Here is a 21,036-nt window from a genome sequence, read left to right as displayed (position 1 = left end):
GTGATGATTATAGGGCAAGAGTTTTCTTTGGTTGAATATTCATCAAAGCATGCTCGCGCCCTGTGATTTAGGTGAAGAGACCATAAGTAGTTCTTCCGTATAAATATTACAGAATTTTTCTTTATCAATAACTTTCGTATTTTTATTTTCTATATCGTAGATTAAAAATTTATCTTCTTCTGCCCTTAATAAAATGAAAAAAGATTTATCTTTATTTAAAATGAGGGCAGGAAGTTGAATATATTTCAATCGTTCTATTTTCTTTTTTACTACTCTTGCATAAAGGGCGTTTTTTTTAGCAGCCAGCAAACACTGAGTCACACCAACGTTGCCATTTTCATCACAAAACCTCTGTTTTATCATCTGACTATCTAAATTTACACCATGGTACCCCGCAATAAGTACTAATCCAGCAAGTAAGTTGTCTGACACTTAAAAAATCCATAATTATTAATAATATAAACACAAGTTGTAATCACTTTCAATTGTATTATTTCTTTTATTAAGCATTAAAAATGTCGGATCTTATAGAGAGCTTATGCTCTCCTATCAGAACTACAGCTCGACGATTGGCTATACAACTCCAGCAATCCAGTGCAGCCAAGTTCTGACAGAATGTGCAGTCGTCTTTTGAAAATGACAATTAGGGGCAGGTGAAATTAATGAGTACTGTCAATAAAGCGGCAACCTGAAAGATGATAGGTATATACAGTTATGTTAATGTCATGACACACTTTTGTGCAGAGTACGAAAAAATATGACACATAAACTTGACGACTTTATTCGGCATGCTCTTGATGCTCAACCTATCAGTGGAACGTCTCTGATCATCTCGCTGTATGGTGATGCTCTCAGCCACCGTGGAGGTGAAGTCTGTCTTGGCAGCCTGAATTTTCTGCTGTAGCCGATGGGATTCAATGACCATTTCTTGCGGACATCCGTATTTCGCATGCAAAAAGAGGGATGGCTTACGATAGAAAAACTGGGGCGACGCAGTTATTATCGCATCACCGAGAATGTAATGAACACATCCCAACCACTTAGCCTTTGGCATTGTGCTGGAATTGAGAGATGAGGTGTGGATCCTCACAGATTTCCGGCCTTATAGTGCCTAAAAGTGGGAGCCTGTTGCTCCCTGATGACTGGAGGATCCACCCATGAAATATACTCCTTTTGGCGTCGATATTGCAAAACATCTGATGCAAATTCATTTTGTTGATGAATACACCGGTGAAGTCATTGATAAACAGTTGCGGCGGAATGATTTCTTAACGTTCTTCAGTAACCGGCAACCTTGTCTGATTGGTATGGAGGCTTGTGGCGGTGCCCACTATTGGGCACGGGAGCTGAGGAAGCAGGGGCATGACGTGCGTTTGCTTCAGGCTAAATTTGTTAAAGCGTTCCGGATGGGAAATAAAAACGATGTTCAGGATGCCCGGGCCATTTGGCTGGCGGTTCAGCAACCCGGCAAATCGGTCGCGATTAAAAATGAAAGCAACAGGCCATTCTGTCATTACACCGAATGCGCCACCAATTAGTCAAATTCAGAACCGCACAAATCAATGCGCTGCATGGTTTGCACTGGAATTTGGTGAAACCGTGCATAAAGGCAGAGCTTCTCTGGATAAGGCCATGCCTGAGGTACTTGAACGACTCAGAAAAAAACTGGCCCCGTTCCTGCTTGCTCTGCTTGAAGAGCAATATCATCGTTTGACCGAAATCGACGAACAAATTGAACAAGTGGAAAACCAACTAACGGCGTGGGCAAAGCAGAATGCCGATTGTCAGCGGATTATGAAAATTCCCGTTATCGGCGTGTTGATTGCGACTGCTGCCATCGCCACGATGGGCGACCCCAGTGCTTTCCGGTCGGGTAGAGAATTTTCCTCCTATTTGGGATTAGTGCCGAAACAGACGGGAACGGGAGGCCGGATCAAATTATTGGGGATCAGTAAACGGGGGGATACTTATCTGAGGACCTTGTTTATCCACGGTGCAAGGGCAGCCGCCTTAGCCACGAAAGCCCCGTTGCCGTGGGTGACGGCATTGAAAAAACGACGCCCGGTCTGCGGGCATGGCCAATAAGCTGGCTCGTACTGTTTGGGCACGGGTAGCCCATGAGCGTGAGTATCAAAAAGATTACGTCAGTGTCAGGCCGTATTAAGGTATTTCACTGGTCAAGCTTAACATTTAACAACAAGGATGAATGCAGAAAGATTGCTGAGGCAATAATAATGATGACAAAGACAGATAAGACCGTGACATGTTAAACCTGAATGATTCGGTGAGCTTAAAGCTCGTCACGAGAATGAGGAGCAAGTCAGCGGATTACATCGAGGCCCGCAGCATCGGCTGCAATAAGGCCGGATATAGAGCTGCAACCTACCGTCGATGTCAGCGTGATTTTTGTCTTGCAAACGGGATGTGTTCATATAGTCGTATCATGCATCAATTCGAGGGCTTTCTTTTGATCTGCTGTCAGATGAATTTTCATGGTCACGATCATGATCTGATAAGAATGAAAAATCAAGCATCTTAAATTACGAGGGGTATATAATTCATTAGCCTGAACCTAAGCCTGAAATTGATCACTGGAAATCTGAGGTGATCATACGGATATTTCTGCCATTTTAATACGGAAAGAGGTTGGAATACGTTTCATTTTAATATTCCTGTTTAAAACTCTTTAGCATTTTCACGACATATACTCGATAAACTGCAAGTTGCAATCCGCAAGACGACGCGAGTCCTTATATTTCCCTGCGCAGGAAAATATAACACGCATCTTGAAGTTGGATTGGTATATAATGTCAATATTTATAATAGGTACAGGATAAAAAATATAACCTGTCAAAGAAACCACAGACTAAGATCCTTTTATTCACCCCTTTTATAACACAGAAAATCACATAATTATTTACAGAGTTATTTTTTGTTCTCACTTCAAAGATGCATTTCAAAATGGATAAATATCCAGTCATTTTTTGCGAGTTGCTTCGCAAAGAGCGACATTCCCGATGGCATATTAGCCAACTAACCGCTAGGGTAGATATCGATCATTAACAATGAATACTATTTAGATGAAAAACACGTATGAATTCGTGGTGCAGTGCGGGCAAAGTGCTGATAGAGTATCGCCGTATATCCATAACACAAGGAGCGTACAAATGAACCTTCATGTTTCATTTCGCTATTCTGACATTGATACCCCAGAATTAATACTGAACGGCAGTGCACTCAGCGATGCTGGATTTACCGCAAATGAATTATTTCATATCTCACAGTTTTCCAATGGCGTTATTATTTCTCTTATTGATCCTAACGCAGATTTAGCCTGTTTAATCAACGAAATGGAAAATAACCCATACCAAGGAATCGACAATATTCGTGAAAATGGTGAACTTTATATTGCCGGAGACTGGCTAACGATCAGCAATTTAGTAGAACAACCTATTAACATTGAAATACAGCCTGACAAAATTATTCTAAAACCTAAATTGATGGAAATATTGGCTTAAAATCAAGGGTCACTACAAAAATAGTTTTCCATTGATTAGCCGGAAAGAAATATTAGGCAGAATTCCGGCTTTTATATTATCTGATATTAAATACCGCCTTATTTAAACGGCATTTCGCACTCTATGGGCTATTTACCACCAGCCAAGTCAATGAAATTGCCTGTAACATACGACGATTCATCAGATAGCAGCCATGCAATGGCCTGAGCAACTTCTTCCGGCTGTCCTCCCCGTTTCATAGGCAAGGAATCTTTGATTCTTTCAACTCGTCCAGGCTCTCCACCATCGGCATGCATTTCGGTATAAATGAACCCAGGGCGAACAACATTTACCCTGATCCCCTGTGCAGCCACCTCTTGTGCCAACCCAATTGTCAGCGTATCAATAGCCCCTTTCGATGCCGCATAATCAACGTATTCATGGGGAGAACCCAGTCGAGCGGCAGCGGATGAAACATTGACGATGACGCCACCTTGCCCACCGTGACGCAAAGCCATTCTCTTAACCGCTTCACGTGCACAGAGAAAGGCGCCAGTAATATTAGTGGCAAAAATTTCATTTAACCGCTCTGCCGTCAACTGTTCAATGGTAGCTTGAGGTTTTAAGATCCCGGCATTGTTCACTAACCCAGAAATATACCCCAACTCTTTTTCCGCTTTCTGGAACAATGCTATCACTTGCTTTTCATCCGCAATATCCACCTGAACCGCAATTGCTGACTGCCCAAGGGCACGGATCATATCCACCACTTCATAAGCGCTATCTTCACGGTTACGATAGCCAATACAGATATGGTGCCCTTGTTTTGCCAAACAAATCGCCGTGGCCTTACCGATACCACGGGAACCACCAGTAATGATCGTTACTTCTTTCATAATGCCACCCCATACTTGATTTGCGTTATTTTTTTACTCTCTATGTTAAATTTGCAATCATAACATTCAAAACTATACTCCAGACTGCAAGAGTAGATTTCGAGTTTCAGTACTCTAATCAGAGGAACTATATGATGAAAAGCTTGAAGTTATCAGTTGCAGCATTACTGGTGCTGTTTTCAAGTGCAACACTTGCAGCGCCAGCAGTGTCAACCGCCGCCGAAGCCGCCTCAAAAACAGCAACGGCAGTAGAACAAAATGTTAAATCAGCAAAAAACAAAGCTCATTCATTAGAGAAAAAAGTTACCAAAAAAGTAAAAAGCCAAAAAGTAGCAAAGAAGAAAAATAGAAATAGCTCAGTCAAAAAAGGCGCTAATACGGCTCGTTGTAAAGATGGTAGCTATAGCAAGAGTAAATCCCGTAAAGGAGCCTGCTCTCGCCACGGTGGTATTGCTAAATGGCTGTAAAGTTTCGTTGATTTTTCATCATGCACAATTAGGGAGCTTCAGCTCCCTAATTCTTTGTTAATCTTTTTCATTAAATTATTCAATTGTCATGAGAGGAATAAGAGAAAATTGACTCCCCAATCAGAAATAATTTCACCATTATGGTGTTAATGGTCATATTTTCTTGAGCAAGAAAATATTGCCTTTTATATTTCATAAAATTTAACTTATCATACTGAAATTCAGATAAAAAACTTAAAATAAGCCAGAAAAACAGATAATAAAACATAAACAATAAAATAATTTACAGTAACCACAATAAAGCAAAAACTCACCCCCAACGAGAGTTAAATGAAAATTAGAAATATTTAATGAATAACATAGCGTTAAATAAAGATAATGCATTAAATCAAGTTACATAAACGAGCAATATAGCATGATAAAATATAACATCGGTAACCCTGTTTACCAGATAAAACCATACTATTTATTACATTAATTTACTATAAAAAGTAAAAAATATAGATATTTGTCAGTAGGGTGCTAATATTCGTTACAGAAACGAAACTTATGAATGACGAATATCAGTAGCCATATATTGTTTGCTCTGCTAATATTCGTCTAATTTTTATCCAGAGTAATAAAAAGAGGAGAAGCAATGCCCTCTCTAATGATGAGGACAAGTGCGGTCTTCGCTTTCTTTATCTCATTAATCTTTACCGGTCTGAGCCATGCCTCGACCAGTACCTCAAAAGTGCAAGGGTATTCTCACAATAGCATGCTGGTAAGTTTGCCTGATTTGCGACAATACCCTTCAGGTACACCTCGGAAGAAAGCGTTTTTAAATATTATTGTCCCTGTAATTGATCAACATAATCAAAAGATTATGCAAGACCGCAAATGGCTCCTGGCACACCAAAAGAATCATCACTGGTCTGTACAGGATAGTCACCGATTGAAAAAGATCTGCGTGGATTACAAAATGACCTGTAATTCGCCAAAACAGCTTAATTGGAATAAGTTATTAAGTCGGGTTGATATTATTCCCACCCATTTTGTTGCCACTCAAGCAGCGGCTGAATCGGGTTGGGGAACGTCAGAACTTGCCAAAAAAAATAATAATCTGTTTGGAATGCGTTGCAGCTCTTGCAGCAAAACGAAAGGAAAAGTCAAGGGTTATTCAGTTTACCCTACTATCAATGCATCCGTCGTTGCCTATATGAAAAACCTGAATACGCATCGTGCTTATGAGTCACTGCGCTCTTCACGTGCAAAGCAGAGAACAACACAGGAGCCGCTGAATATCAGTAAGCTGATTGATAATCTCAATGGTTATTCTGAACTGGGATCTGACTATAATCGCTATTTACATCGCGTATTTAATGGCAACAAGGAACTGATTTCACAAGCGCAAGAATTGCCCATCCAATAACACTCTTCCAACAATCCACATTGTATTAATGACAAAGTGGATTCTTTTTTTATAATCTGTCGCTGTATTATCTACTGTAAACATCGACAAGTTCCATACTATACTCGATAAACGTCAAGTTGCGATCCGCAAGACGACACGAAGCCTTATATTTCCCCGCTGCACGGGGAAATATAACACGCTTCTTGAAGTTGGATTGGTATATAATGCATTTCAGAATTACATTCTTTCTCCCAATGATAAATGGTTAACCAGAGCCTAATATGAATTTCTTCTCTTTTGAGTTCCTTGGATCGTTTGTTATTCTGCTGGTTGTCTATTGGCTTTTACAAAAAGCGCCCAGGCTACAGAATGGCGTGTTAATTTTAGCGAGTTATTTATTTGTATTCTCTTTTGCAGCCAGGTTCGCCTACATTTTATTCGCCTATACCCTGTTTATTTACTTTTTGGCGAATATTCTTAGTCGTTATTTATCCAATAAGGCCATATTTACACTACTGACATTCGGGCTTCTTAGCTGTTTCACTGTTTTCAAATATTACTCTTTCTTTCAAGAGTCGATTCAACAAACATTGGCTAATGTCGGGATCAACGTGGAACTCCCTGTCCTTGAATGGCTGATACCGTTAGGTTTGTCATTTTATGCGTTCCATTCGGTCAGCTATGTTGTATCGGTATGCAAGAAAGAGCTGCCTGCCGCGCCATTGCCGGATGTCATTTTGTATCTTTGCTTTTTTCCCAGCATTGTCGCCGGACCGATTAACCGAGCCAAAGATTTTTTGCCACAGATTCAGGTCGCATCCAGAATGATTCTGGAACCCTTAAAGGCGCTATTATTGATTGCTCTCGCTATCGTAAAACTCTTTTTGCTCAGTTCTACGCTCTCTGAGTATCTGGTGAATCCCGTTTTTGAAGACCCGATTAGCCATCATGCCGGGCAAGTCCTCGTGGCAATTTATGCTTATGCCTGGAATATCTACTTTAACTTTTCCGGCTATACCGACCTTGTCACAGGTATCGCCCTGCTATTAGGCTACAAAGTACCACGCAATTTTGATGCCCCTTATCTGGCTGAAAACTTACAGGTATTTTGGCGACGCTGGCATATCAGCCTATCAACATTCATCCGTGATTATGTCTACATTCCATTAGGTGGTAACAAAAAAGGCGTATTCCGCAAGAACCTGAATATATTCACCGCTATGGTGATTTCTGGCCTATGGCACGGGGCTGGTCTTAGTTTTATTATCTGGGGGGCTATTCATGGATTAGGATTAATTCTGCAAAATATTAAAAATGCCCTGCTCCCTGTTTCCAGGAAACAGAGGGAGCCACAAGCCAGAAACCCAATGACATTATTTTTATCCCGTGTGGTGACATTCCATTTTGTCTGCTTCGCCTGGATATTTTTCCGTAGCCCGACATTTAATGATGCGCTGGCGGTATTAAATCAACTGTTCGCTGGCGAAACATTTATATCCCTGTTATCCAGCAGTTCTCTATTAATGGTTTTCTGGGGATTCTTTATTATCTATCCTTGGCTGGTAAATTTCAGAAACAAAATTGAAAAAAATCATGGCCTGATTTCCTGGGTTTATTACCCAATTCCCTTAGCCCTGATCCTTACTTTAGTCTTTATTTTGTCACCTTCAGGAATGCCGGGATTTATCTATGCTAACTTCTGAATTTACATCTAATCTGAAAAAAGTCGGACAAGCAATTTGTACCGTGGCATTAACCAGCTTAATGTTAATTTGGCTCAATCAAGGTTCATTAGATAATTTCTGGCAACAGAAATATCACCGTAATAGTCCCTGGACATCTCTCAAAGGGGAACTGTGGTGGGATTTGGGGAATAATGTGCAGCAAGGAGCCATTGCTGCCAGTAAAACTTTTATGGCATATGCACAGGGAAAACATCAGGATAACCCGTCATCAGCCATGAATATTGATAACAGGCAGACCGTATTTCCCCCTGATTTTCAGGTTGGCTTGCGCTTTCTGGGAGGTTACGTGTATCCTATCGAAAATCTCTCTTTCTCCTTTCCTGAGCTACTGAACAAAAATATTAAACTCGTTCAGTCTTCTTTACCGCCAAAGAGTTCAGTAGAAAATCCGGTTATTGAAATTACCCAGAAAACCCATGTTAATCTGGGCATAAAAGATAAGGTGTTATTTGCCGGTGATTCAATGATGCAGGGCGTCGCCCCACATTTAAAACGTCGGTTGTTTCAGCAATATGGCATTTCCAGCATTAACTTAAGTAAACAAAGTACAGGATTGTCTTATCCCGGTTTCTTTGATTGGCCAAAAACGATTAGCGATGCGTTGAGAACCCACCCTGATATTAAGTTGGTCGTGATATTTTTAGGCCCAAATGACCCGTGGAATATGCCCTCAGGACACGGAGGGCCTTATTTGAAATTCGCCAGTGAAAACTGGGAAGACCTTTATCGCCAACGAATTGAAACTATCTTAAATGACGTGCGCCAACATCAAGCTAATGTTATTTGGGTTGGGCCACCGAATATGCGCCAGAAAAAACTTTCCAGCGGTATGTCTTACCTCAATAAATTGTATCAAACTGAGGTAGAAAAAAAGGGCGAGATCTATGTTGCGGTTAATGACATGTTCAAATATCAGTCAGATAATTATTCAGATTATATTGGCGATGGCAGCAGCACCATCAAACTCCGCAGCGGAGACGGTATTCATTTCAGTTTGAAAGGGCAACAAACCATTGCGGATTATCTATTTTCATTGATCACATTTATTCAGGAGCCAGTTAAAGAAAATGCAACCATTTAACATGTTCCGTGGATGTTATCGGATAGTAGGCACAGTGCTGGCTATCGCGCTCTCAATCAGCCTATTATCGTGCAAGGGGGAAAAATCTCAGCCGGCATCGGAACGCCAGACAACACACATACACCGTCAACAACAATTGACGAATTTTGATGATCCCAATTTCGCGCTATTAACAGATAAATTACGTCACAGCGATACCCGCCAACTCCATTTTGTACAATTAGGTGATTCACACACGGCTGCCGATTTCTTTACCGGTAAGTTGCGCAGTTTATTACAGAATCATTATGGCGACGCAGGGCCGGGTTTTATCCCCCCAATGAGCATTCCCGGCCAGCGTAACGCCTTAATACAATTTTCTGAGGATAATAAAACCGGTTGGTGGCTTTCAAGCAGCCGCAGGGAAAATCGGGCGGATTATCCACTGGGGGGATTTATCGCTATTCCCGAAAGTACCAGTAGTACGATACAACTCAAATCTTCCTCTGCTCGTGGCAAATACTGGCTGAGTGCACTCTATCAATCCCATACAGCGACTCAAATCAGAACGCCATTTACCACCATAAAGTTACCCGCAACACAAAGTGAATGGCATTTCTCGCCAGGACAGAGCATGAGCTTCCCCATCAATCTCTATCCACAGGATACACAATTGAAAATTGGCGGTTGGCTGATAAAACGTCAAAATCCCGGCGTTATATTATCTGCATTGGGGATTAACGGCGCTACCATTAATATACTGGATAAATGGCAACCGCAATGGATTGATACGTTGGCGCAGATAAACCCGGATATGGTTATTCTCGCCTATGGCACCAATGAAGCCTTTAATGATTCACTGGATTTGGTGGCTTATCAGCAAGATTTGACCGCTAAAATCCAAGAAATCCGCAAAACCATGCCGCAAACCGTTATCCTGCTGATTGGGCCGAATGATTTGCTGAAAAACAAAACCGCAGCAAGCTGTGAAAAACAGCAACCTGCCTTACTTGATCATGTGATTCAGATTCAACAAACCGTTGCCAGACAACAGCGCACCCTGTTTTGGGATTGGCGGGAATATATGGGTGGGTCATGTTCTATCAGAGGATGGGAACAGCAAAACCTCGCTCGTCCTGATTACATTCACCTCTCCGCAACCGGTTATGAACGCAGTGCCGAAGCGCTTTATAAGCAGTTTATGGGGTTGGTTGAATAATAAAAGTTCCTATATGCAAGTCGTAAAAGTCTTTAAATAACGCTTTTAAAAGTGCCAAAATGAATAAATAACAACCGTGGATAACAGCACCTTATGATGGATAAGGTGCCATTAAAAATCGCTTAAAAAGGCTTCATCACAACATAGCGAAATAGATCATGCCAACCATCGCGCCGGTTGTGCCGAGAATCGTTTCCATTATCGTCCAGGTTTTTAGGGTTTGCGCTTCTGTCGCACCAGTAAACTTTCCAAACAACCAGAAACCAGAATCGTTCACATGGCTAAGTACCAAAGAGCCACCGGCGATACATACTGACAACGCCGCCATTTGCACACCGGAATAACCCAGTTCGCCAATCACGGGCAGAACCAGCCCTACCGTGGTCAAACACGCGACCGTTGCCGAACCCTGAATCACACGCACCGCACCTGACAAAATAAAACACGCCAGCGCGATTGGCAGGCCAGCACCGACCAACGCATCGCCCAATGCCGGCCCAACACCGGAGTCCACCAGCACTTGTTTGAATACCCCCCCTGCACCTGTCACCAGCAAAATAATTCCCGCAGGTTGGATCGCCGCAGAGCAGACCTCCATGACTTTCTCTTTACTCATACCACGACGGATCGCCAACCCGTAAATCGCCACCAGACAAGCAAGCAAAATTGCAGTGAAAGGATGGCCAAGAAATTCCAGCCAATGATATAGCGCTGATTGCTGATCAACAAAACGTGCACCAATGGTTTTCAAGCCCACCAATATTAAGGGGAACAAAACCAATGCCAGGCTGAAAGCAAAGGAAGGCATCTGGCTTTTGCCAATGCTTGGTGTGCCCAGATCTTTGGGTAAATCCAGTGTCACATATTTACTGATAAAGTTACCGTATATCGGGCCAGCCAATAACATGCCCGGAACGGCGGCGCTCAGGCCAATCAGGATCATCCAACCAAAATCGGCGCCCATCTGGGAAGCCAGCATCATCGGCGTTGGTCCCGGGACCAAAAACGCCGCCGCCGCCGCAACACCTGCAAACAATGGCAGCGCCAGTTTCACAACATTGCCATTGGTACGACGCGCAACGGCGAATGCCACACCAATCAACAACACAACCGCCACATCGAAAAACAGTGGCAACGCACAGACAAGCCCGGCCACACCCAATGCATAGTTAGCCCGCTTTTCACCAAAACTCCCCAGCAATTTCACGGCAATCTGGTCAAGGGCACCCGTTTCATGCAGGATCTTGCCAAACATTGCGCCAAGGGCGACAACAACGGCAAGAAAGCCCAAAGTACCTGCCATACCGTCTTGCATTGTCTGAGTGATTTTCTCCAGTGGCATACCAGAAAAAATCCCTGCCCCCACGGAAACCAGCATCAAGGCAATAAAAGCATGTAACCTGGCTTTCATCACCAAAAACAATAATAGGAGAACAGAGCCGACGGCTGTCAGAACCAGAGTTACAGTACTCATGAACATCCCTCACTAATACGGTTAATGGCGTGGATATGGTCAATGGCTTTAATCACATTTTTGATGACTTCATCAAGATCAGGTTTGATATCAATGTGATGGACATCCTTTTCATCACTGGTCGGCTCTTCCAGTGTCTCAAATTGCGAGATGAGCATTTGCGGTTTGAAGAAATGCCCCTTGCGGGCTTTCAGGCGGCTTTCGATTAAGCCAAGATCCCCTTTCATATAAAGAAATGACAGGTTTTTGTTGCCATCACGTAACATATCCCGATAGTTTTTTTTCAAGGCAGAACACACGAGCAGGGAGATAGGGTTGGTGCGCTGCATGGCAAAAATGGCATCATTGAGTGCCATCAACCACGGCCGACGATCATCATCATTCAAGGCATGACCCTGTGCCATTTTTGTAATATTGGCTCGGGGATGAAGAAAGTCCCCATCCAGAAACGCAGCCCCTAGTTCACGGGCAACACCACTGGCAACCGCAGATTTACCGCTGCCGGATACCCCCATCAATACAAAAACGTGGTTTGGCTGTTGGGTATCACTCATATCAAACTCCTTTACACAGATCTTACCGATCAGATATCCATTTGATTTATAATAAAAAATTAGCAGTGGAATAGTAACCATCAAATGTTACCGGTAACTAATTGCCGGTAACATTAGCAGTGGAGCTGGATGATAGGCAATCAATCAGAACCATCAAAAAAGGAAAATGTGAGGCTTATCGCAATTGAAAATGGGAAAGCATCATTTTGAGCTACAAAAATTAAACACTTTCCCCCAGTGAAAGGGTAAACCCAACATCGATCAGAGTTTGTTCCAGCGTTTCCCCACTCAGACGAGCAAGCAAGGATTCTGCTGCCTTGCGTCCCATTAAGTTACGAGGAGTCAGCACGCTGGCAAGCCTGGGTGTCATTACCTGGCCGACATCATGACCATGAAAGCCCGCTATCGCAATTTCTTCCGGTATTTTGATCCCCTGTCGCTGGCACTCAAAAATCGCCCCGATAGCGATATCATCATTCGTACAAAACAGGCCATCAATTTCAGGATATTTCTGGCAGGATTCCTGCAAAAGCTGTGCGCCTAATGAATAGGAAGAGCTGACGGGTGTCATCATTTTTCTTGGTTGAAGCCCGGCGCTGAACATCGCCATTTCAAACCCTTGCAAACGGATCAGCGTTCGTTCATCCTGCCGGGCACCGAGATAAATAATGTTTTTGCAGCCGCGTTCGATCATCGCCATCGTCATCTGACGAGCCGCTGCTAAATTATCGATCCCTACTGCAATATCAAGGCAAGGCGATACACTGTCCATCAATTCAACTACGGGTATGCCTACTGTTTGCAACACCTTTAACGTTTTGGAGGTATGTGTGCGTTCCGCCAGAATCAGGCCATCAATATTATAGGCAAGCAGGGAGAGTAAACGTTCTTCTTCTTTCTGGGCAGAATAACCATAGTGGGCAAGCATAGTCTGATATCCGTTGCGATCAGTCACATGCTCAATACCGCGAATGACTTCGGCGAAGACCTGATTGGTCAATGAAGGAAGCAAAACACCTATTGCACGACTGGTCGAATTGGAAAGAATATCGGGTACACGGTTAGGGATATAACCTAGTTGCTCCACAGCTTCCGCGATTCGTTTTCCCAACGCGTCAGAAACCTGATCGGGATTACGTAAAAAACGGCTGACCGTCATTTTTGTGACGCCAACGAGGTCGGCAACATCTTGTAAAGCTGGTCGTTTTTTCTTCATTTTCAATGTAATGCAATCAGTTATTGATAGGTACAGAGGAATAACTCGCGGTTTTAACATATTTATACAGCATCACAACACGCTTTCTAGTGAAAAATGCCAATCTACTCGCATCTTATTTATCAGTAATTGCTGAAATTGTGATGGATTACACGCGCTTGAATAAATCTTCCAACATGCTGGTAACATCCCCACCGCATAACACAATAGTTTTCACACCCTGACTCTTTTTGTTGTTGCATTAAGGCCAACAGGTTATTTTGCGATTTCTGTGATGGAAATCTTATAAATTGGTAAGTAAGAATTAAAAATATGGATGAAATGTGATCTGAATTACAGATAGTAAAACAGCAGAATGAAAGCGAAAATTTGACTGACTTTATAGACTAAAAAAATGGTAGAATTTTTCCGCCCTAAAAAGATGTTATAAAACATATGGATAAAATTAGAGTGTGTTCCCCGTAAGTACGGGGATAAATTTTTCACGCAAATCAGCCAGATCGATGTTGCCGTGTGTTCCCCGTGAGTACGGGGATAAACCGCAACCGAGCAAATCCCACTTTATGACAACCAAGTGTTCCCCGTGAGTACGGGGATAAACCGCATCGCAAAATATCATCAAACTGTTGCGGGATGTGTTCCCCGTGAGTACGGGGATAAACCGGTGACTATTGCCCGGAACATGGCTTCGCTTCTCGTGTTCCCCGTGAGTACGGGGATAAACCGATTTTAACCATTATCAGGGAAGAAAAAGACTGGTGTTCCCCGTGAGTACGGGGATAAACCGGTTGGGGGCAGAAAAAAACTGGAATTGCACCAGTGTTCCCCGTGAGTACGGGGATAAACCGGAACTTGATGGATAAGAATTACCCCTGGGTCGATAATTCTTCGGGTAAGACAACTTCTAGCATCATTCCCCTCACGGTACTGGTAGTGGGAACCACAACAGCAAATCCGGTATGCTCGTTAAACATCTTTCGAGAGATCACAAACGCAGGGCGGCGTTTCTACCGTAAAATATTCTTTAGGACTTCCGGCTAACAGTGATTCCAACGTTAACTCTTCTTCGATTGGTGTAAGCACAATTTTGTTATCTTGAATGGACAAATCAAGCTTTGAACCCGTATGCAGATTGAAGGTTTTTCACAATGGCTTTCGGTATGCTAACAATATTATCTCCACCAGATTGGCGAATAACAACAGCAGTCATGCCCATCATCATAAACACAATAGAGACGTAATGATGGTGATTTGCTACACTTCAAATCACTGCTTCCGGCAAGCATAGTGAAGATAACAATCAGGAATGTATTTGTCTTAAGAAAAGATGAAAAATAGAAATGTCCACAGTTTAGTGATATGAATACTTTTCCCCGTGAATACGGGGATAAACCGTTTTTATTTTTACTTTTATTTGATCACAACTTATGTTCCCCGTAGATACGGGGATAAATATCTATCTGGATATCTAATCTACACACTAACAGGTGTGAATAAATGATAACCCAAGCAGCCTAATTTTTAGAAGTTTTTCTTCTTTCCTTTTGTTTGAAATTGAAAAAAAATTTGCCTTTCCACAAACTCACTCTACACTTTTAAAATATTCCACATAAAAATTCTCATAGGAGACAAAATTTGAAACGATATTCACCTGAAAAAAAACGAGCCATGCAAAAAAAAATGCTACCGCCCTACAACATCAGTATTTCCTCTCTGGCCAAATCAGAGGGAATCTCTAAAAGCACCCTGATTAGATGGCGCAAAGAAGCGCTGACACAAATAAAAATTCAGCACCTACAAAATGAACAAACACTGATATATAGAGATAAAACACCATCAGAAAAAAATATTCACGAAGGATTACAATTTACTATAAAAACTATCATAAAAATCTAATTCATAGCGAGATGAGATGAAATTTTCATCATTACCTTCTCATGTGATTTTAAATGTGATCAATATTCCATATAAGATAGAATGTTAGTGATAACATAATATAGGGTAAATTCTCCAAATCCGTTGTTAACAGAGTTGATTTAGCTAATTTTTTAAGCAATTCGCTATTTTAAAATAATATAATCACCCAGGAAAACACTTTGATTGCTAACAATGTAACAGAAATAACTTACTGGAATCGTATGGTGCCAGAACTTACTGTGACCAATTTTGCGGCTTCACTTGATTTCTATCAAAAAATATTGGGTTTCGAAATATTAATTCGTCGAGAAAATCCCGATTTTGTTTATTTAGGATTAGGTGAAGCACAATTAATGCTGGAAGTATTTCATGACAATGGTTGGAATACCGGAGAACTCAATAATCCATTAGGGCGCGGTATTAATTTTCAAATTGAAGTCGATGACATTATGCCAATCATGGAAAATCTGAAAATTAACGAAATAGAACTTTATCGACCACTGGAAGATAATGATTACTGCATAGGTGATACCACAATCTGTCAGAGGGAATTTCTCGTTCAAGATCCAGATGGCTATTTACTTCGATTTAGTCAATATATAGAAAACACAGAAGATTAATGACAAACCATTAATATAGGCAGGTTATAATTTTATTTACTTATGAGAGCATATGACTAACTTAATAAATAACTTTAATTACCTCACACGATATTGGGGAAAAGCTAAAAAGAATCCCTATTCTAACGAAAATTATCATCTCCTGGCTTATCACTGCTTAGATGTCGCCGCAGTAGGCCAATTATTATTGGCGCCACATAAGAAATTAACGCAAGATCTCGCAAATTTTTTGGGATTATCATCAGAATCATTACAAAACCTGTTTTCATTTTTTTTGGTACTGCATGATATCGGCAAATTTGCTTCTGCATTTCAGCAATTATATTCCCAGGAAAATACTGATCTAATTAAACCGGAGCAATACTCCCCCTATGATCCCAAATTTTTCAGGCATGATCGGTTAGGGCTATTTTTCTGGAAAAAAATTCAGGACGATGTACTGATTGCTTTAGCAGGAGATGATGGCCTTCAATTCGGTGAAGATAAACAAAAGAAACAAGCCCTGAAAACGTTAATGGTTTTGATGCAGTGTATACTTGGTCATCATGGTAAACCCATTGATGATGATCATTGGAGCGCAATTACCGATTTTACCGAGTCCCAAAATGTTATCGATGCCACAGCATTTACCCATGATCTTCTGGCGCTTTTTCAACCTCATCTGCCACTGGCAAAACTACTTTCAAAAGAGTGGCGACGCAAACTACAACAAGTGAGTTGGCAATTTGCCGGTATTGTCGTGCTGGCAGACTGGATAGGCTCTGACTGTTACCATTTTCATTATCAAACCAAAGCCCTTCCGCTGACAGAATATTGGCTGATTACCCAAAAACAAGCCCAAATCGCCTTAGATGGTATTGATATCCATAACACTCCCGTGATATCTCCTTATACTTCTATCCAGGAGTACTACCAATTTTCACCAACTCCATTACAAAAATGGGCGGAAGAAGTCTCGATTGATGACTCCCCACAGCTTTTTATTCTGGAAGATGTTACGGGCGCAGGCAAAACAGAAGCCGCCCTTGCCCTGACTCACCGCTTAATGCAAACAGGGGCTGCGGACGGTTTCTATTTTGGCCTGCCAACAATGGCGACTTCCAACGCCATGTTTGGCCGAATCGCTAAGCATTATCATCATATGTTCGATACCAAAAACGGCAAACTGCCCAGTATCGTTCTCGCGCACGGTGCACGTGAAATGAATGATAATTTCCGTGACATCATCCTGACGTCTGAACATAACGACAGTGACTACACCAGAGACGATAGCACCGCGACAGCACAGTGCCACCGATGGTTGGCTGATTCTAATAAAAAGGCCCTATTGGCCTCGGTGGGCGTAGGTACTATCGATCAGGCATTACTTGCCGTTTTACCGAGAAAATACCAGTCACTGCGGTTGATTGGGTTAAATCGCAAGGTATTGATCTTTGACGAGGTACACGCCGCCGATGAATACATGTTTGCATTGCTGGAAAGCGTATTAAGTCTGCACTTGCATCAGGGTGGTTCCGTGATATTACTGACTGCCACACTCTCCTTGAAACAGCGGCAACGGCTGGTGGATATCTGGTTATCTGCCAGCGGCATACCACCGCAGAAATTGCAAAAAACGGCCTTTCCACTGGCAACCCATGTCACGTTAAACCCAGAAACTCCACTGATTGAAACGCCCCTGCACAGTCGCCCAGACGTCAGCCGTACCGTCACGGTAAAAACCGTGAATCATCTGGATGGCGGCGTACAAATTGCCCTCAACGCCGCTCAGAATGGGCAATGCGTGGTTTGGGTTCGCAACTCAGTGGATGATGCACTCCAGGCTTTCCGGCTTATTCAATCGCAAATGGCGCAACCGGAAAATTGCCTGTTATTCCACAGCCGTTTTATTTTGCATGACCGAAAAGCGATCGAAAATCGTGTGCTGGCAATATTTGGTAAAGAAAGCAAGCAGAAGGATCGGCAAGGAAAGATCCTGATTACAACGCAAGTCTTTCAGGAAAGCCTTGATGCAGATACGGATGTCATGATCTCCGATATCTGCCCGATCGATGACTTGATTCAACGGGTTGGTCGTTTGCACCGCCATACTCGCAATGCAAATGGCGAATACAAGCAAGGCATTACCGATAGCCGATCTGCACCTGAATTATATCTCCACGCCCCAGAATGGGATGATCAACCCAAAACTGATTGGTTGAGCAAAGATTTTCGCAATACCCAATATGTATATCGTTCAGCCGGGCGTTTATGGCTTGGCTTACGCGAATTACTGCGCTTAGGTGCCATTCGTATGCCTGCTGAGGCGCGAACCTTAATCGAAGCTGTTTATGGTGAAGACGCCGATGAACACATCCCTGAAGCACTCAAACACAAGGATAATGATGAGATAGGAGAAGGGCGGAGCAAAGACGCCGCAGCACGCTCACAAGCCCTGCAATGGCAACGCTATGAATATAGCAAACGCAGTGCCCACGGCTGGTATGACGATGACTGCAATATCAGTACCCGATTTAGCGATATCGAAACGGTGAGTGTGCTGCTCGTCAAACTGACCGAAAGCGGGGAATTAATACCGTGGGTAGAGGATGAAAAATTCCCTGTCCAATTAAGTATTGTCAAAATTTCAAAAAACAAATTTGCCGATAAGCTGCAACCCGTACCAGAGTCCCTTTCTCAAGCCGTGGCGCGGCTACAGGATAAATTCAAGTCCGTCAAATACCTGCAAATCTGGCTGCCAGAGAGTGACCCCCAGTTTACTTATGATCCCAACATCGGTTTTTATCCTAAGCAGGAGGCGTAATGAACCTCGTCAAAGACGCATGGCTGACTTTTAGAATGAGAAATGGTAGTGAGAAAAAGTTACCGCTGACGGCAATCGGCGATCCTGCCGTTGTCGATTTTTCCCTGCCACGGGCTGATTTTCAGGGCGCCGCTTACCAGTTAGCCATTGGTTTGCTGCAAACGGTTTTTGCTCCTGAAGATGAAGACGAATGGTATGAATTTTATCAACAAGCCCCTACCCAAGCTGACTTACAGACTGCATTTCATCGCGCAGAACATGCTTTTAATCTGACGGGGAATGGCCCTCTGTTTATGCAGGATTTTGATTCGTTAGCGGAAAGAAAACCCTCCAACATTTCAGGATTATTGATTGAATCACCCGGTGAAAAAACATTGAAGGATAATACTGATCACTTTATTAAACGCAACCAATGTGACGTGATCTCCCCTGAAATGGCCGCCATTGCACTATTCACATTACAGATTAATGCTCCTGCCGGCGGTGTTGGACATCGTGTCGGGTTACGGGGAGGTGGCCCACTAACGACCTTGATTCAGCCACAAGAACCGGATGCTTCGCTATGGCAAAAACTTTGGCTTAATGTCATTAATCGGGAACGTTGGTCTTATCCAGATCCTGATCTCAATAGCTCAGACGTTTTTCCCTGGTTGGGTAAAACGCATATCAGCCAAACCGCAGGGACAGAAATTTACGCACATAATGTCCATGAATTGCATATGTACTGGGCCATGCCACGGCGAATCCGGCTGGAGATAGAGGATAAACCCGCCATCTGCCAATTAACGGGGCGGGCAACTCACCTATCCGTTGCCAGTTATCGTAGCCAAAACTATGGCAACAACTATTCTGGCACCTGGCAACATCCTCTAACCCCCTATCGATGGAATCCGAAAAAACCGGATGAAGAGCACCTTTCTGTCAAAGGGCAACCTAGTGGTGTTACCTACAAGATCTGGGATAGCCTGATTTTTTCCGATGATAAACAGGGTCAACAGGCAGCCCAGGTTGTCGACCATTTTCACCAGATCAATGATTATTTTGCCGATGAACAGAGTTCCACGCCACGGTTATGGGTTTTTGGCTATGATATGGACAACATGAAAGCCCGCGGTTGGTACTCCACCACCCTGCCTCTGTTTTCCATGCCGATTGAAAAGAAAGATGCTGTTTTCCGGCGCGTCAAAACACTACAAAACCTCTCTGCCAATGCATTAACTCAGTGTCGTACCCAGATCAAAAGCGCGTGGTTCCGTCGCCCGAATGAGATAAAAGGCGATATGTCATTTATTGATGCGACTTTCTATCAACGCACTCAGGCCGCCTTTTTTAAGGCTGTACGACAGATTGTCAGCAGCCAGCATAAAGCCTCTTCCCTATCCACCGAAGACGCTAAAACCTGGCTCTACCAACTCAGAAATACCTGCTTTGATCTCTTTGATGAGTTCGTGCTGTCAGAAGATACCGATCCCCAAAAACTCATCGAAAAAATCGAGGCACGACAAATTCTTACCAAGTGGTTAATGGGTTCTAAAGATATCAAGTCATTTATGACAGAGCACAATATAGAAACTAAGCCATCCAAGACCCAAAAGAAGGAAAAGATTATCAATGAATAACCTAAATGAAGGTCGTTTACTGCGCTGGTGGGAAAGCATGTTTTTATCCTCCGAAGAATTGAAGAAAAAAGATATCCCCCCTGCACCCACGCTCTTTAAAGCTGAATTAAAGCGTTGCCAGGATATTGAGGCAGTAACTTTCACCGAAGGTTTTCGCGCATTATGGTTCAGTTTGCCTGAAGATATCATCAAAGAAGCTCAGCAACAGACTGTTATGCGATGGGCGATGATTGCCGTCACGCTGGTGTATGTCAAAACCAACACCACCACTAATCTGGCAACTGCCGCTGGCACCAAAACCGAAAATGACAAGCCGATTGTCAGTACACATCGCTTTGCCCAATTGCAGGCGGCCAAAACACCTGATGAATTTATTATGCGTTTGCGGCGCATCCTGCAACAACTGAAAGGCCAGGTTTCCGTGTTATCTCTCGCCAAAGATATTGAACAATGGTTGAGAGAGTACCACCAGCCAAGAGCCTATCGAGCCAATAAACGCCTCTGTGTGCAATGGGCGATGGATTACTACAAGGCCGCTAAATAACGCCAATAATTA

At 42.8% G+C, this 21,036-nt stretch carries 17 protein-coding genes, 2 pseudogenes and 1 CRISPR repeat array; of the genes and pseudogenes, 13 read left to right on the top strand and 6 right to left on the bottom strand.

Features of this window, described 5'->3' with window-relative positions; all coding sequences use genetic code 11:
- Positions 1 to 42: 42 nt before the first annotated feature.
- Positions 43 to 432, bottom strand: a complete 390-nt coding sequence (locus AAY47_RS08650) for a cysteine peptidase family C39 domain-containing protein (RefSeq protein ID WP_047768879.1) — start codon at positions 430 to 432, stop codon at positions 43 to 45.
- 325 nt (positions 433 to 757) lie between these two features.
- Between AAY47_RS08650 and AAY47_RS20575 the strand changes: the two are divergent.
- The 3 genes and pseudogenes from AAY47_RS20575 to AAY47_RS08635 all read left to right on the top strand — a co-directional run.
- Positions 758 to 1,024, top strand: a pseudogene (locus tag AAY47_RS20575) (phenylacetic acid degradation operon negative regulatory protein PaaX); the annotation flags it as partial.
- A gap of 133 nt (positions 1,025 to 1,157) precedes the next feature.
- A pseudogene (locus AAY47_RS08640) lies at positions 1,158 to 2,164 on the top strand (IS110 family transposase).
- 1,003 nt (positions 2,165 to 3,167) lie between these two features.
- Positions 3,168 to 3,518 (top strand): SymE family type I addiction module toxin, encoded by a 351-nt coding sequence (locus tag AAY47_RS08635; RefSeq protein ID WP_047768868.1) that lies wholly within the window; start codon positions 3,168 to 3,170, stop codon positions 3,516 to 3,518.
- A 128-nt stretch (positions 3,519 to 3,646) separates the two neighbouring features.
- On the opposite strand, the gene AAY47_RS08630 is transcribed toward AAY47_RS08635, so the two are convergent.
- Entirely contained in the window at positions 3,647 to 4,393 is a 747-nt protein-coding gene (locus AAY47_RS08630) for an SDR family oxidoreductase (protein WP_047768866.1), read from the bottom strand.
- 134 nt (positions 4,394 to 4,527) lie between these two features.
- Here AAY47_RS08630 and AAY47_RS08625 point away from each other — a divergent pair, with 134 nt between their 5' ends.
- The 5 genes from AAY47_RS08625 to AAY47_RS08600 all read left to right on the top strand — a co-directional run bounded on the left by AAY47_RS08625 (position 4,528) and on the right by AAY47_RS08600 (position 10,277).
- Positions 4,528 to 4,860 carry a DUF3761 domain-containing protein gene (locus AAY47_RS08625; RefSeq protein ID WP_047768861.1) on the top strand — a complete coding sequence of 111 codons (333 nt, stop codon included), beginning with the start codon at positions 4,528 to 4,530 and terminating at the stop codon, positions 4,858 to 4,860.
- A 637-nt stretch (positions 4,861 to 5,497) separates the two neighbouring features.
- Entirely contained in the window at positions 5,498 to 6,271 is a 774-nt protein-coding gene (locus AAY47_RS08615; protein WP_047768857.1) for a protein bax, read from the top strand.
- 263 nt (positions 6,272 to 6,534) lie between these two features.
- Positions 6,535 to 7,956, top strand: a complete 1,422-nt coding sequence (locus tag AAY47_RS08610; protein ID WP_047768855.1) for an MBOAT family O-acyltransferase — start codon at positions 6,535 to 6,537, stop codon at positions 7,954 to 7,956.
- Positions 7,943 to 9,079 carry a DUF459 domain-containing protein gene (locus AAY47_RS08605; RefSeq protein WP_047768853.1) on the top strand — a complete coding sequence of 379 codons (1,137 nt, stop codon included), beginning with the start codon at positions 7,943 to 7,945 and terminating at the stop codon, positions 9,077 to 9,079. Before AAY47_RS08610 ends, AAY47_RS08605 begins: the two co-directional genes overlap by 14 nt.
- Positions 9,066 to 10,277: an SGNH/GDSL hydrolase family protein gene (locus AAY47_RS08600; protein ID WP_047768851.1), complete on the top strand. Its 1,212-nt coding sequence runs from the start codon at positions 9,066 to 9,068 to the stop codon at positions 10,275 to 10,277. The genes AAY47_RS08605 and AAY47_RS08600 overlap by 14 nt, the downstream gene beginning before the upstream one ends.
- Positions 10,278 to 10,413: 136 nt before the next feature.
- Here the strand turns inward: AAY47_RS08600 and gntU are convergent, their stop codons facing one another.
- From gntU to AAY47_RS21680, 4 genes are all read right to left on the bottom strand, one after another.
- On the bottom strand, positions 10,414 to 11,751 hold the full coding sequence (gene gntU, locus AAY47_RS08595; protein ID WP_047768849.1) for a gluconate transporter: 1,338 nt from the start codon (positions 11,749 to 11,751) through the stop codon (positions 10,414 to 10,416).
- A complete protein-coding gene (gene gntK / locus AAY47_RS08590) occupies positions 11,748 to 12,305 on the bottom strand; it encodes a gluconokinase (protein WP_047768847.1) in 558 nt (185 codons plus the stop codon). The genes gntU and gntK overlap by 4 nt, the downstream gene beginning before the upstream one ends.
- Positions 12,306 to 12,525: 220 nt before the next feature.
- On the bottom strand, positions 12,526 to 13,521 hold the full coding sequence (gene gntR / locus AAY47_RS08585) for a gluconate operon transcriptional repressor GntR (protein WP_047768845.1): 996 nt from the start codon (positions 13,519 to 13,521) through the stop codon (positions 12,526 to 12,528).
- A 452-nt stretch (positions 13,522 to 13,973) separates the two neighbouring features.
- Positions 13,974 to 14,369: direct repeats of the CRISPR family, unit length 29 nt; unit sequence GTGTTCCCCGTGAGTACGGGGATAAACCG.
- Positions 14,370 to 14,387: 18 nt separating this feature from the next.
- Positions 14,388 to 14,495 carry a hypothetical protein gene (locus tag AAY47_RS21680; RefSeq protein WP_152669789.1) on the bottom strand — a complete coding sequence of 36 codons (108 nt, stop codon included), beginning with the start codon at positions 14,493 to 14,495 and terminating at the stop codon, positions 14,388 to 14,390.
- Positions 14,496 to 15,156: 661 nt separating this feature from the next.
- On the opposite strand from AAY47_RS21680, the gene AAY47_RS08575 reads away from it, so the two are divergent.
- From AAY47_RS08575 to casB, 5 genes are all read left to right on the top strand, one after another.
- Complete coding sequence (locus AAY47_RS08575; RefSeq protein ID WP_047768843.1) at positions 15,157 to 15,417, top strand: transposase; 261 nt, start codon at positions 15,157 to 15,159, stop codon at positions 15,415 to 15,417.
- A gap of 242 nt (positions 15,418 to 15,659) precedes the next feature.
- The gene (locus tag AAY47_RS08570; protein WP_047768890.1) at positions 15,660 to 16,058 is read left to right on the top strand and encodes a bleomycin resistance protein; all 399 of its coding nucleotides are present in this window, start codon (positions 15,660 to 15,662) and stop codon (positions 16,056 to 16,058) included.
- A 52-nt stretch (positions 16,059 to 16,110) separates the two neighbouring features.
- On the top strand, positions 16,111 to 18,861 hold the full coding sequence (locus tag AAY47_RS08565; protein ID WP_047768841.1) for a CRISPR-associated helicase/endonuclease Cas3: 2,751 nt from the start codon (positions 16,111 to 16,113) through the stop codon (positions 18,859 to 18,861).
- Positions 18,861 to 20,480 carry a type I-E CRISPR-associated protein Cse1/CasA gene (gene casA / locus AAY47_RS08560; protein ID WP_047768839.1) on the top strand — a complete coding sequence of 540 codons (1,620 nt, stop codon included), beginning with the start codon at positions 18,861 to 18,863 and terminating at the stop codon, positions 20,478 to 20,480. Before AAY47_RS08565 ends, casA begins: the two co-directional genes overlap by 1 nt.
- Positions 20,473 to 21,024, top strand: coding sequence for a type I-E CRISPR-associated protein Cse2/CasB (gene casB, locus AAY47_RS08555; RefSeq protein WP_047768837.1), 552 nt, complete (start codon positions 20,473 to 20,475; stop codon positions 21,022 to 21,024). Before casA ends, casB begins: the two co-directional genes overlap by 8 nt.
- Positions 21,025 to 21,036 lie beyond the last annotated feature (12 nt).

This window comes from Xenorhabdus griffiniae (genome assembly GCF_001028135.1).
In the GTDB taxonomy this organism is placed as follows: domain Bacteria; phylum Pseudomonadota; class Gammaproteobacteria; order Enterobacterales; family Enterobacteriaceae; genus Xenorhabdus; species Xenorhabdus bakwenae.
This window is presented reverse-complemented; position numbering and strand designations above follow the sequence as displayed.